This is a genomic window from Frankia sp. AgB32, assembly GCF_023243045.1.
GTDB lineage: Bacteria > Actinomycetota > Actinomycetes > Frankiales > Frankiaceae > Frankia.
Genome location: NZ_JALKFX010000037.1, coordinates 17269 through 30279 on the forward strand (window position 1 = coordinate 17269; position 13011 = coordinate 30279).

9 protein-coding genes and 1 pseudogene are annotated in these 13011 nt (G+C 73.1%); 2 read left to right on the forward strand and 8 right to left on the reverse strand.

Annotated elements, in window-relative coordinates:
- Window positions 1-136: 136 nt before the first annotated feature.
- Window positions 137-520 (reverse strand): annotated as a pseudogene (locus tag MXD60_RS13560) (O-methyltransferase); the annotation flags it as partial.
- A 96-nt stretch (window positions 521-616) separates the two neighbouring features.
- Window positions 617-1972 carry an O-antigen ligase family protein gene (locus tag MXD60_RS13565; RefSeq protein ID WP_248819409.1) on the reverse strand — a complete coding sequence of 452 codons (1356 nt, stop codon included), beginning with the start codon at window positions 1970-1972 and terminating at the stop codon, window positions 617-619.
- Window positions 1973-2521: 549 nt separating this feature from the next.
- On the opposite strand from MXD60_RS13565, the gene MXD60_RS13570 reads away from it, so the two are divergent.
- Window positions 2522-3577 (forward strand): glycoside hydrolase family 26 protein, encoded by a 1056-nt coding sequence (locus MXD60_RS13570; protein WP_248819410.1) that lies wholly within the window; start codon window positions 2522-2524, stop codon window positions 3575-3577.
- Between the two features lie 9 nt (window positions 3578-3586).
- Here MXD60_RS13570 and MXD60_RS13575 read toward each other — a convergent pair whose 3' ends face one another.
- From MXD60_RS13575 to MXD60_RS13595, 5 genes are read right to left on the reverse strand one after another with little or no spacing between them, the layout of a single operon-like run.
- Window positions 3587-4354: an SDR family oxidoreductase gene (locus tag MXD60_RS13575; protein ID WP_248819411.1), complete on the reverse strand. Its 768-nt coding sequence runs from the start codon at window positions 4352-4354 to the stop codon at window positions 3587-3589.
- On the reverse strand, window positions 4351-5277 hold the full coding sequence (locus tag MXD60_RS13580; RefSeq protein ID WP_248819412.1) for a phytanoyl-CoA dioxygenase family protein: 927 nt from the start codon (window positions 5275-5277) through the stop codon (window positions 4351-4353). Before MXD60_RS13580 ends, MXD60_RS13575 begins: the two co-directional genes overlap by 4 nt.
- Window positions 5240-6049, reverse strand: coding sequence for a 2-C-methyl-D-erythritol 4-phosphate cytidylyltransferase (locus tag MXD60_RS13585; protein WP_248819413.1), 810 nt, complete (start codon window positions 6047-6049; stop codon window positions 5240-5242). The genes MXD60_RS13580 and MXD60_RS13585 overlap by 38 nt, the downstream gene beginning before the upstream one ends.
- Window positions 6042-7388 carry a DUF4910 domain-containing protein gene (locus MXD60_RS13590; RefSeq protein ID WP_248819414.1) on the reverse strand — a complete coding sequence of 449 codons (1347 nt, stop codon included), beginning with the start codon at window positions 7386-7388 and terminating at the stop codon, window positions 6042-6044. The genes MXD60_RS13585 and MXD60_RS13590 overlap by 8 nt, the downstream gene beginning before the upstream one ends.
- 43 nt (window positions 7389-7431) lie before the next feature.
- The gene (locus MXD60_RS13595) at window positions 7432-8286 is read right to left on the reverse strand and encodes a sugar phosphate nucleotidyltransferase (protein ID WP_248819415.1); all 855 of its coding nucleotides are present in this window, start codon (window positions 8284-8286) and stop codon (window positions 7432-7434) included.
- A gap of 1404 nt (window positions 8287-9690) precedes the next feature.
- Here MXD60_RS13595 and MXD60_RS13600 point away from each other — a divergent pair.
- Complete coding sequence (locus MXD60_RS13600; protein ID WP_248819416.1) at window positions 9691-12315, forward strand: glycosyl hydrolase; 2625 nt, start codon at window positions 9691-9693, stop codon at window positions 12313-12315.
- Between the two features lie 104 nt (window positions 12316-12419).
- Here the strand turns inward: MXD60_RS13600 and MXD60_RS13605 are convergent, their stop codons facing one another.
- Window positions 12420-12860 (reverse strand): MerR family transcriptional regulator, encoded by a 441-nt coding sequence (locus MXD60_RS13605; protein ID WP_248819417.1) that lies wholly within the window; start codon window positions 12858-12860, stop codon window positions 12420-12422.
- Between the last annotated feature and the right edge of the window lie 151 nt (window positions 12861-13011).

The following is a 13011-nucleotide window of genomic DNA, read 5'->3' on the forward strand; positions in this document are numbered from 1 at the left end:
CTGTACGGACAAAACAGATGGAAGACCGTGCAGAAGGACCACCGTCGCCCCTCGGATACCCGAAATCCGACAAAACGGGCAGGCGGAACGGTTGCGTTTGGTGACCGTGACCTGAACGGGATCGCGGTCAGCGTGGCTACCTGACGAGGGCGAGCAGAAAACCGTCCCAGCCCTTGGCACGGACCATCTGGATGGCCGTCGCGCTCAGGCGGGGCTCGTCGTGGACGAGGCTGAGCAGGTCGCGGGTGCCGCGGGCGCGGTCGTCGGAGTCATCGTCCTCGGCAGCGGCGAGTGCGCCGCCGCGCACCAGGCTGTCGAGGATGATCACGCTGCCGGGATGGGTCAGGTCCAGCGCGGCGCGCAGGTAGCGGGCGTTGTTCTGCTTGTCCGCGTCGAGGAGGACCAGGTCGAACGGCTCGGTGCCGGCGGCGACCAGACCGTCGAGGGAATCGGCCGCGGGGCCGAGGATGATCTCGACGTTGTCACCGAGGCCGGCCCGCTCCAGGTTCGCCTGGGCGACCTGGGCGTGCTCGCCTTTACCGCACCTTTCGACAGGTCCCGCGCGGCGGCCGGGTGGACGGCACCTGGTCCCCGGCCGGGCAGGGCGGCCGAGGGGTCAGACGGCCGCGAAGGAACCGCGCTGCACGGAGGAGGAGCCGGCCGACGGTGCCGGCCGGAGATCGCTGGCTGCCTCGCGTTCGTCCTGGGGGGTCACCGTGAACCAGGCGACGAGCAGCAGCCCGAGTCCCGTGACGACCGGCGCCAACAGGCCGCCGGACAGCACAGTGTAGAAGATCAACACCGACCCGGACAGCACGAACGACTGCGAGCCGCGGACGAACATCGTCACGATGAACGCGAGGAACATGATGGTGCCCAGAACGCCGTACTCAAGGACGAGTTTCGGCACCAGGGCGTAGTTCAGCGGCAGGCCGGTGCGCTGGAAGAAGGCGCTCGCGTCCCGGTCGGCGTAGCCGGGGCCGTTGCCGAACACGACCGTGGCCGGATCCTTGCCGAGCGAGTCCCAGGTCCGCTGGTAGGGCTGGACGAACCGCAGGCTGCCGCTCGAGGTCGACGAGGACGTCTCCGTCGCGCGGGCGGCGAAGATGCTCGACGCCGGGGTGAAGCTGATGACCAGCGCGATGAGGCTGACCCCGAGCAGCGCGGTCAGCGCGAACCGGGCGCCCTTGTGCACCGCCAGCAGCACGCCCGCGAAGGCCAGCAGCAGCAGGCCGGTGCCGGAGACGGTGGAGAGGATGGCCAGCACGAACATCGGCAGCCGCCACCAGCTCCCGCCGCGCAGCACGCAGACCACGATCCCGAAGCCAAGGAACTGCGAGCAGAACGAGGCCTCGAGGCAGACGAAGCCGTTCGACTTGAAGATCGACGACCCGTACTGGACCGGATAGGAGGTGTTGAACCCGTGCATCAGCAGGTTCGACGGGACGATGTCCTTCACGACGTCCGTGTACGGCACGCCCACGAGCTGGCTGCCGAACTGGAACAGCGCGAGCCCGGCCAGCACCGTGATCATGATGAGGAAGCGGTCGAGTATCCGGGGGAGCAGGGCGCGGGCGTCCGCGGGCCGCAGGCCGTAGAGGAACGGGACGTACGTCGCCAGCAACAGCAGCAGCGAGGTGATGGACGTGTCGTCGTTCTGCCGCAGGAACGCCGTGAGCGCGGACAGGGCGCAGGCCGTCATCGCCACGAAGTAGCCGGTGGTCCGGCCGGAGTTCCGCGACAGGCCGCCGCGCCACAGCATGATCGCCAGGCAGACGTAGGTGATCGGCAGGATGATCTGGACCTGGGAGCCACCGGCCGGCAGCGCGATCCGCTGCAGGAAGATCTCGCAGAACATCAGGATGGTCAGCACGCGCAGGGTGGCGTCGTTGGCCGTGCGGCCGCTTTCCGCTTCCTGGGTCGGGATCACCCACGACCGCGGAATCCTGGTCGTGAGGGTGGTGGTGACCACTGGTATCCCGTCCCCCGTTCCTGGCTGGCGGGTGCGGGCGGCGCGGCTCGCCGCCTGAGGCGGAGTGGCGGACTGGTGCAATCCGGCTCCCCGGGACCGCAAGGGCGGTCCGGCGCGTCGCGTGCGATCGCACCGCGGACGATTCTAACGGCGCCTCCGGGCGCGTCGGCACCCAGCCCGGCGAGCGCCGTGCTAACCACGGCCCGCGAGGCGAGTGGCGGCGGAAGGTAGCCGCGTGTTGTCGCTGCGCGTGCCCTCCGTGCAAGACGGACCGGTCGGTGAATAATTGCGCTGCGTGTGTGGTCGCCGGTCCGCCAGGTCTGTGGAGGTGTCATTGTGACAGCGGGCGGTGATGGCCCCGCCGGGTCCGGCGCGGGCGCCGACACCGGCACCATGCCGCCGGCCGTCCGGATGAGGCCGCCGGGCGATCCGGCCGCGGGGTCCGTGGACTCTGGCGCGTCCACGGACCTCGAGCCGGCACCGGGGATCTCGGCCTGGCTCGGCGGCCCGCCGCCGCGTCGGGGGCGACCGCGCTCACGGCGCGGGCGGGTGTTCGCGGTCTGCGGGGCCGCCGCGGTCCTGGCCGCCATCGCCGCCGCCGTGCTGCTCGGCGGCGGTGTGCTCGGCGGCGGTGTGCTCGGCCGGCACGACGGCGGCGCGGTCGAGCGCCACCCCGGCCCGGGCGTGACCCCCGCACCCGCCGCCTCGGCGGCCGGGCCGGCCGCCGGTGGCGTGAGCTGGCCATCGGGCGCGAACGCGAACCCGCCGCGCGACCTGGCCGGCTGGGAACGCTGGACGGGCCGGCCGACCGACGTCGCCGTCGTCTTCACCGCCCGCGGCAGCTGGCAGAAGATCGTCGCCGACGACTGGCCGCTGTCCGGGCTGCGGCCGGACACCTATCCAGGCCGGGTGTCCATCGCCCAGCCGCTGTTCCCCGCAAGCGGGAACGAGGCGGCCTGCGCCCGCGGGGACTACGACGCGAACTGGGCGACGTTCGGGCGGACCCTGGTCCGCAACGGCCGCCCCGATGCCTACGTCCGGCTCGGCTGGGAGTTCAACGGCAACTGGTTCTGGTGGTACCCGCGGGACACCGCCACCTGGCGGACCTGCTACCAGCGTGCGGTGAGCGCCATCCGGTCGACGGATCCGGCGGTCCGCATCGACTGGAACGTCTCGGCCCACCGGGACACGATGCCCAACGGCGACGGCGTGTGGGCCGCCTACCCCGGCGACCAGTACGTCGATATCGTCAGCGTCGACGCCTACGACTCCTACCCGCCGTCGCTCGACCAGGCGACCTTCGACCGCCAGTGCGCCCAGCCCTCGGGCGCCTGTACCGTCGCCCGGTTCGCCCACGAGCACGGGAAGCGGTTCGCGGTGCCGGAGTGGGGCGTCGTCCGGTCGGCCGGCGGCGGCGGGGACAACCCGTTCTTCGTCCAGGCGATGTACGCGTTCTTCTCGGCGAACCGGGCCAACCTCGCCTACGAGGCGTACTTCACCGCGACCGACGCCGGCAACGTCCAGTCCGCGCTGATCGACCCGCCCAGCAACCCCCGCGCCGCCGAGCGCTACCGGCAGCTCTTCGGCGCCCAGCCGGCTGGCTGAGGGGCCCTGTCAGTAGGACTTCTTCGCCGGCCGGAGGTGGAGTTCGGTGATCTCCGCGCTGGGCGGCAGGCCGATGAGGTAGGCGACGAGGTCGGCCACGTCGGTGGGCTGCACGAGCAGGGACGGTGTGTACTGGCGGCCCTCCCGCGCGTAGATCGTTTCCTGGCGGGGGGTCGCCGTGCGGCCGAGGTGGATCGTCGTGACCCGCACGCCGTCGGCGTTGATCTCCTGGCGGAGACTGTCGGCGAAGGCCCGCATGGCGTGCTGGGTGGCGGCGAACTGGCTGGTGCCGGCGCCCGCGCGGATGCCCTGGGTCGAGTTGACGACGATGATGTCCGCTCCGGTGTCCGCGCCGGCGACCCGCAGCGCGGGCAGCAGGCGCTGGGTCAGGGCGTAGGGGGCACGCACGTTCGCCGCGTACTGGGCGTCCAGGTCGGCGAGCGTGGCGGCGTCCACCCGGGCGCTGGTGTAGGCCCCGGCGCTGTGCACCAGGTGGTCGACCCGGCCGTGCTGCGCGGTGATGTCGGCGACGAGCTCGCCGACGGCGCTGTCGTCGGTGAGGTCGAGGCGGACCGGCAGCAGCGTGCCGGGGCCGGCACTCTCCTTGCCCAGGCTGTCGAGCCGCTCCTGGTCGCGGCCGATGGCGAGCACGGTGGCGCCGTCGGCGGCCAGGCGCAGCGCGGTGGCCCGGCCGATGCCGCTGGAGGCGCCCGTCACGACGGCGACGTGGCCGGCGAGCGGCACGCCGTCCGCAGTGACGGCCGGGGGCGCCGTCATGCCTGGGCCGTGTGCGAGAAGACCAGCACGGCGTCCTCGCGGGGCGGGGCGGTGTCGTAGGTCAGGCAGACGTCCTCGTCGATCCGGCTGAGGTCGGTGCCGCGCAGGTAGTCCCGCATGGTGGTGCCGGTGCAGTCCGAGTCGACGTTGGGCGCGCCGACGTGGCCGAGGACGTCGTCGAGGTGCACGGTGCGGAAGTCCATGCTGAACCGGGTGCGCCCGGTGTTGTTCGGCACCGACGAGTGCAGCTGGGCGCCGGAGAAGATGAGCATGCCGCCGGACGGGGCGACCACCCGCGTCTGCGGGAAGATCTCCACCTCCTCCTCCGGCTTCGGCTGCTTACGGGTGTCCGACCTGATGTGCTTCGCGGCGCTCGCCCGGTTCTTCGCGTTCCACTCGTAGTAGTCGTACTCGGCCGAACCGTTGCGGACGGCCTGCGAGAAGTACCGCGGGTGGAAGGCCAGGCCGTTGTCCGCCTCGATGTCGAAGATCGGCATCCACCAGTTGAGCTGGCAGAACGGCGCGGAGTACCAGGTGTCCCGGTGCGGGTGGAAGGCGTACGCGATACCGGAGGTCAGGTAGTCGTCCGACGTGGAGGTCCGCAGCCGCGGCACGTCGAAATAGGTCTTCGTCGTGTCGGCGCCGTGCTCGGCGAGGATCGCCGGCAGCAGCTCCTTGCAGGTCGGGTGGTGGATGAACCGCGGCTTGAGCTCGGCGAGCAGCGCGGCGTAGTCCTCCACCGGCATGTGGTGCTGCGCCGTCTCCGGGTCGAGGTCGCCGAACGCCTCGCGGATCAGCGCCCGGGCGAACTCGACGAACTCGCGGGTCGCCGGCTTCGGCGCGTAGACGAACAGGTCGCCCTGGTAGAGCTTGGCCCGCCGCTCGTCATCGGAGAGCGTGGACTCGACCTGAACCGTACTCATCGGGTTCCCCTTCGGACCGTACGTGGGTGAGCAGAAGCCGGGCCATCGCGAGTTCGTCCGGCGTCGTGACATGGATGTTGGCGGGTTCGCCGGGGACGACCACGATCGTCCCGCCGGCGTCGGCGACCATCTGCGAGTCCTCGACCGCCTCGGGGGCGCCGGCGTGCACGGCCCGCAGCAGCTCGGCCCGGAAGGCGTGCGGGGTCTGCACCAGCCGGTGGGTCTCCCGGGCCAGCGACGCCCCGGCGATCAGCCGCGCCGGGCGGGCTGCCCCGGCGGTCGGTCCCGCCGGTCGGACCTGCTGGACGACCACCTCTTCGACGGCCACTTCCTTGACGGCCACTTCCTTGACGACCTCGGTCAGCGGCAGCCCCGGCACGGCCGCGTCGGCGCCGGCCCGGACCTCGTCGACGACCCGCCGGTACAGCGCGGCGGTCGCCAGCGGGTGGGCGGCGTCGGTGATGACGATGATCTCCGCGTCCGCGGGGACGGCGGCGAGCCCCGCCCGGACGGACTCGGCCCGGGTCGCCCCGCCGACGGCCACCGTGACGCCGGCCGGGGGAGTCCAGCCACCGGGCTCGGCGGGCAGGACGGCGACGACGCCGTGGCCCGCCGCGGTCGCCGCGGCGACCGGGTGCGCGACGAGCGGCTCGCCGCCGAGGTCGAAGAACTGCTTGCGACCGCCGAAGCGGGTGCCGCCGCCGGCGGCGAGCACGATCGTCCAGACCGCGCCGGGCGCGGTCCGGGACGAGCCGGCGTCGGGATCAGCCACTGCCTGCTCCGGCCGGCTCGCCGGCGGTGTCGACGAGCAGGTCGACCCCCGCGAGGGCGGCCGCGGCCTCGGCGACGGTGTCGAACGGCAGGTCCGCCCGCTCGGCGATGTCGAGCAGGCTGCGGGTGCCGTCCGCGAGGTTGAGCACCCACAGCAGCGCCATCTCGACGGCCTGGCGGTTCATCGTCGCGCCGATCGCCCGGTACAGCCCGCGCCGGCCGAGCTGCGGCTCGCCGTATGGCGCGGTGTTGCGCCAGACGCGGTCGGCCTCGCAGATCTCGACGATCCGCCGCAGGATGGCGAACGAGTCCGCGAGTGACGCCGGCGTCACGAAGTCCAGGTCGTCGGCGCTGGTGTGGTACTGCGGGTACTCGCCGTGCTGGCCGCGGCCGAAGCGGCCGACGGGCAGGTCGAAGCCCGGCGAGCAGAACTGCCGCTCGTCGTAGCCGTAGGGCGAGAAGTCGACGACCCGGTGCGGCCGGCCGGTCTGCGCGAGTGCCGTGGCGGCGGCCCGGTCGACCGTCGCGCCGCCCTGCCGGCTGCGCTTGTAGGTCGGGTCGGTGCGGTCGCCGAGGCCGGTCAGCACCAGCCCGTGGCGGACCCGGCCGACGGTGTCGCGGTTGCGGGCGAGCCAGGTGATCGACCCGATCGTGCCCGGGATGAACAGCAGGCGGAACGTGTGCCGGCGCGGCGCCGCGGCGAGCGTGCGGGCGAGCAGCGCCGCTACGGCGATGCCCGAGCAGTTGTCGTTCGCCATCGCCGGGTGGCAGGTGTGCGTGGTGATCAGGAACTCGTCGTCCGTGGCACCGGGCAGCACGATCTCGCCGTAGGTGAGGGAACCATCGGTGAGCGCGGTGTCGATCTCGACCTCGTACTCGCCGTCGGGCAGCGTGGCGAGCTGCCGGTCGGTCAGGCAGAAGCCCCAGTTCTCGTTGTAGTACGACGTCCGGTAGGGCACCCAGTCCGGCCGGTCGGGCATCGAGAACAGGTGCGGGCGCAGCTCGTCGAGACTCAGCCGGGTTCGCAGCGGCGTGCTGTAGCCCAGCAGGTGCAGCGGGTTGTCGGCCGCGTCGACGACGGTCTTGCCGTCCGGGCCGATCAGTCTCGCCGAGGCGACGTTCCACTCGCGGGGCACCGTCCAGTCCAGCACCGGCGTCCCGCTGGGCACCTCGTGCACGGTGAGCGGAAGCTCCGGGCCGAGCGCCCGGGCCACGGTGTGCAGCGTGGCCCGGACGCCCTCGCCGGTGATGCTGCGCATCGGCGGCAGCAGGTCGGCGATCAGGTCGTGCAACCAGCGGCCCGGGTCGTCGGTGCCGGCCGGTTCGGGAGAGGCGGTCATCGGTGTGTGTCCGTCCGCAGCAGCAGCCGTCGACGACCGGCGGTCAGTCGGCCCACACGCGCCACGGCGCGTTGCCGGAGTCCCAGAGCTGGTTCAGCTCGGTCCAGTCGCGGAACGTGTCCATGCCCATCCAGAAGTCCTCGTGGGTGTGCAGGGTGAGTCCGCCGTCGCGGGCGAGGGACTGCAACGGGGAACGCTCCAGCAGCAGCGACGGGTCGTCGTCGAGGTACTTGTCGATGAACTCGCGCTCGAAGACGAAGTACCCGCCGCTCACCCAGCCGGTCTGCGGCGGCTTCTCGGCGAACAGGGTGACCTTCCCGTCCGCGGTCTCCAGCTCGCCGTAACGGCTGGACGGCCGCACGCCGGTCACGGTGCCGATGCGACCGCCGGCCAGGTGGTCGTCGAGCACGGCCCGCACGTTGATGGCGCCGACGCCGTCACCGTAGGTGAGCATGAAGCGAGGCCCGGTCAGGTACTGCGCGACCCGGCGCAGGCGGGCGCCGGTTCCGGTGAGCAGGCCGGTCTCCGCGAAGGTGACCTCCCACTTCTCATCGCCCACGGAGTTGTGGAACTCGGGGGTGTGGTCGTCCGAGAGCGTAAGAGTGAAGTCGGCGACCTGCTCCCGGTAGGCCAGGAAGTAGTTCTTGATCAGGTCGCTCTTGTAGCCGAGGCAGAGCACGAACTTGCGGAAGCCGAAGTGCTCGTAGGTCTTCATGATGTGCCACAGCACCGGCTTGCCGCCGATGTCCACCAGCGGCTTGGGCAGCTTCTCGCTGGCCTCCCGGAGCCGGGTGCCCATGCCTCCGCAGAGGATGACGACGGGAATGTCGGCGGGGTCGACGGTCTCGGTGCTCTGCGCGCTGTCGGTGCTCAAGGCTGTTGCGTCTCCCGTGCTCATGCCCCGGTCGGGCCGCGGCGGGGCGGATGGGCGCTGATGAGGTTGGTCCCGGCGGGACCACGGCTTGGCCGGGCATCTGCCTCGGCCCGCCGCCACTCGCCGACCGATGCCTGGGACCCGGGTCGGCGGGGTCAGCCGCCGATCGCTTGCTGGCGGGCCGGCAGACACGCTCCCGCACCCGAGGACGTCGCTGTCCCGGCCGCGTTCAGGCGGTCGCGACCGCGTTCCCCCTCTGCCGCTGCTCCTGTCATGCTGGGCTTTCGTCCGTGCCGGTGATCGACCGCGCCGGTGACGGACCGCCACCCTCGGTGCCCCCCCGGCACTGCCGTCGCAACGGTACCGTACGGCCCCCGGCCTGCCCGCGGACTCCCTCCATCCCGCCACTCTCGACCCGATATCGGACCGGACATCGCCGTCCGACCGGACATCAGGATCAGACGGCCGTCGCGCGTGACCGACAGGCGTGGACGTCGGATTTCCGCGGGGCCGCCTCGGCGCGGCGTAGTCTCCTCGTGGCCGTGTGCTGTCGGGCCTTGACCTGTTCACGGTGGGGTCGGCCACACAGCCGGTCGCCCCCGCGAGATTCCCGCCACGCCTGCGCCGAGTTCGCCGTCCCCGGCCGCTGACGGTGGCGGCGCGCCAGCCCGGTCAAGAAGCTCTTTGCCCAGCTCAGAGGCGTTGATGAGCGGCCGTGAGGCGGGCCTTGCCGGCCCGGTGGCCGGTCGGTCGGCGGCCCGCGGCGCGCCACCCGGACGACCGGGCAAGGGCACTGCGCGGCCCACCTTCGTGGCGAACAGCCGATAGATAGTGCCAGATCTTCGCTGGGCCGACAACTCACCCGACGGATACCGCGTCCTTTCAGGTGGATCCCGCAATGGCGCGGGTCCGGTGTGCCGGCGTCGCCGGCTGGTTCCCCACGGAGCGGAAGGGGTTTGGTGCCGATGCGGATGACCGTTGCTGTCCGTGATAGGCCGAGGCCGCCGACATCGCTCTTCGTGCGTTGTTGTTACGGTTCGTCCGTCACTACTGGATTGGTGAGAGAGCCCCGGCTCACGGCGTCCCTGACGTCGGCGAAGTGCGCAGCGGGCCCCCTGGGCCGAGGATTCGTCACCCTGGGTGAAAGTCGCGCGCCAAATACGCCGAGCAGTGCCGTTGGCCAGGAGAGCACGATCTGGGGTGATGCGGGTGCGCGAGCGCTCCTGGCCGGATGAGCCCCCGGTCGGGGACCGGGCGCCGGTCGCACCCAGTTCGTCGGCGCAACGACGCCGACCGCCGCGCGCGCCTCGGCCCGAACGGCCGCGTGCGTCAGATCATCATTTCGCCGCTGAGCGTGACGAACTCGACGATTCTTCAGTCGACGCCCCCATCCCCGGCCGACGCGGTGGAGACCACGAGGCAGCCCCGGTGACGTCGCGCCGTCCGGACGAGCCCAGGGAGCCCCGCCGCCCGGCCGGGGCCACCGGCTACGACGACTGGTCGGCGCCGGGCGAGCCGCCGCCGGGCGAGGATCACGACGGACGTGCTGCCAGGCGGGCCGCGCGCCCCCACCGCAAGCCCCCCGCCGTCCTGCTGCCGCCGACGGCGATCCGGCGGGCCGGCCGGGGCGCGGGCGGTGAGGAGCCCCCGCCGGCCCACGGGCCGGCCGGCCCCCGGGCCGCCGGCGATCACGGCCGCTCCGGCTCCCGGCGCCCGGCGGTCTCCTGGCCGGAGTCCAGCGGATGGGACCGTGAGGACACCCGGGACCGTGAGGACACCCGGGACCGCGGCACCGACGATCACTGGGATGCGCAGGCATACCAGGACGCCGGTGGCCGCGGAGATGCTGGCGACGACCGGCGGACGTCGGACGGGGAGGCCCGGCTGCCGGGCACCGGCGCCCGGCTGCCGGGATTCCAACCCGGTGACCTGTGGGTGAACGAGCCCGGCGCGGGCGGTGCCGGGGCGGTCTCGGTGTCGCCGGCGGCCGAGGACTCGGCGTCGCCCGCCGGGAGCCCTGATCCGGACTGGCTGAACGAGGGCACGGGGCTGTTCCAGATCCGCCGGGTCGGCCCCCGGCGTGACGGCGCCGCCGGGGCTCCCGCGGCGAGGCCGCCGTTCCCGCCGCCGCCCCCTCCGGTGCCGCCGCCCTCGGAGGCGTCGCCGCCCGCGTTCCCCCCGGAGGACACCGCCCCGCCGGCGCGCCAGCCCTCGGGCCCGCGGCGGGCGCCGTCCCCGTCGGCCGGTCCGCCCTCGTGCGAGGACACCGGCGTGCTGCGCTGGTCCGAGCTCGGGCCACCGCCCTGGGAGACGGGTCGGCGCGGCGCCGACCCGCGGCGCGGCGCGGAACCGGACGACGCCGGACTGACCCGGCAGATAGCGCGTGTGCCGGCGCCCGACCTCGGCCGCCCGCCGTCCGGCCGGGACGCATGGCGGTCCGCCGACCCGACGGCCGGACGACGCCCGGTCACCTCGGAGCCGGGTCACGACCCGCGTCCCGGCCGTGCTGATGACGGCACGCGGACGTCGGCGGCCCGGGACGTCGAGCCGGGCCGGGCCGGCGGACGCGGCGAGACCGCCCGCACCCGGGCGGAGCGGGCCGACGCCGACCGACGGTTCGCCACCCCGCGACCCGGCGCAGCGCACGCGGACGGGTCGCGCTACGGCGCCGCTGGCGCGACCGGGCCCAGGCCCGGTGCGGCCGGATCCGGGGCCGCCCGTCCGGTCGCGGGGCGTGCCGGTACGAGGACGGCCGGCGCCCGGACCGGCCCGCGGGGCGGCAGCGCCGACCGGGTGCCCACCCCGGCCCGGGCCGACGACCATGGCCGTCGCCATGCCCGGGAGGTCGCCCCGGAGCGCCGGATCGCGTCGTCGGCGGACCAGGGCGGCGGTTCCGGGCGGTCCCGGGCGGCGGCCTGGATCCTCGACCACTGGGGCGGAGCGAGTCGGGTCCCGCATCTGCCGATCGTCGCCGTCGCGGTCGCCGTGGTGCTCACCCTCGTCGCGGTCACGGCGCTGCTGCTGGTGCCCTCCGGTGGTGGCGGCAGCGCGGGCGCTGTGGCGACCGGTCCGGCGCCCGCGGGACCCGTGGGCGCCGCCCAGCAGGGCGGCCAGCCGGCGGTGCCGGCCTCGACCGTCCCGCGGGTCGCCCGGGCGGCGACGACCGGCCCGTTCCCGACCGGCGTGGCCGCGCACACCCTTGCCCAGGCGAACACCTTCGCGACCTTCCGCGGGCGGCCCAACGACGTCGTCGTGATGTACACCGACCGCAGTAGCTGGAACGACCTGACCAGCCCGTGGATGGGCCGCAGCACGTCGACCTTCGCCGGGTACGCCGGCACCTGGGTGATCTCCCAGCCGCTGTTCCCGGACTCAGGCCCGGAGAAGGGCAACCTCACCGACTGCGCGGCGGGCAACTACGACGCCCACTGGAAGCAGTTCGGCAGCTGGCTGGTCAACAGGGGCCGCGGCGACTCGTTCGTCCGGCTCGGCTGGGAGTTCAACGGCCTGTGGTTCGCCTGGGCCGCGACCGACCCGCAGGCGTGGATCCAGTGCTTCCAGCACGCCTCCGCGGCGATCAAGTCGACCAGCCCGTCGGTCCGCATCGACTGGAACCTCAACGCCCACGGGTCCACCACACCCGTCGACGCGTTCGACCTGTACCCGGGCGACCAGTACGTGGACGTCATCGGGATCGACAGCTACGACCAGTACCCGCCGAGCCCGACGTACGCCGCGTTCGACCAGCAGTGCAACGGCGACGGCGGACTCTGCCAGGTGATCACGTTCGCCCGCACCCACAACAAGCTGTTCTCGGTGCCGGAGTGGGGCGTCGTCAGCCAGCAGGGCACCAAGGCGGGCCGGGCCGGGGCCGCGGGCGGGGACAACCCCGTCTACATGGAGAAGATGTACGAGACCTTCAGCCACAACGCGGACATCCTCGCCTACGAGGCGTACTTCCCGGACTCGGAACCGGACAACGTCCGGTCATCCCTGGTGAACCCCGACCTCAACCCGCAGGCGGCCGCCGTCTACCAGCGGCTCTGGGGCTGATCGCCCGCACGGAGCCGGACTGCCGGCAGCAGCGTCGCCCGACGCCCCGCCTGCCCCCTCACCGGGGCGCGCGGGGCGTCGGCGGGTCAGGGCGCGATGCTGGGTCAGCCGGCTCCGCTTCGGTCCGCGTCATCGTGCAGGCCGCCGACGAACGCCTCGGCCACGCTGACCTGCTCTCGCAGCGAGGACAGCTTCTCCTCGGCAAGCAGCACCCAGGTTCCCAGCCGTTCCCGCAGCAGCGCCCGGGCCTCCACCGCGAGCTCGGGCTCCGCCAGCTCGTCGCGCAGCGTCAACAGCGCGCGCATCTCCTCGAGGCTGAAACCGAGCGGCTTCATCTTCCGGATCAGCAGCAGCCGCTCGATCGCGTCGTCGTCGTAGAGCCGGAAACCGCCCACGGTCCGGCTGACCGGCCGCAACAGGCCGGCCTCCTCGTAGTAGCGAACGGTGCGCAGGGAGAGACCGACCCGCTCGGCGACATCCCCGATCTGATGGACATCGCGGCGGTCGGTGTCCGATCCAGAGACGTCGCGGCGCGTGGTGGACAACTCGACCCTGTCCTCAGCGTAGGCACTGGGCGACCGGTACTGGACGCCAGGCAGTCGACTGTACGTCGATCTGCCCCCTGGCGCGCCCGCGCGGCGGGCTCCAGCCGGCGGGCTCCAGCCGACGGGCCCCACATGACGGGCCCCACATGAC

What these genes read in the sequence shown, in the direction of transcription:
- MXD60_RS13575 (WP_248819411.1), bottom strand. Translation starts at nt 4,354, where the DNA reads ATGACGGCGCCCCCGGCCGTCACTGCGGACGGCGTGCCGCTCGCCGGC.
- MXD60_RS13580 (WP_248819412.1), bottom strand. Translation starts at nt 5,277, where the DNA reads ATGAGTACGGTTCAGGTCGAGTCCACGCTCTCCGATGACGAGCGGCGG.
- MXD60_RS13590 (WP_248819414.1), bottom strand. Translation starts at nt 7,388, where the DNA reads ATGACCGCCTCTCCCGAACCGGCCGGCACCGACGACCCGGGCCGCTGG.
- MXD60_RS13595 (WP_248819415.1), bottom strand. Translation starts at nt 8,286, where the DNA reads ATGAGCACGGGAGACGCAACAGCCTTGAGCACCGACAGCGCGCAGAGC.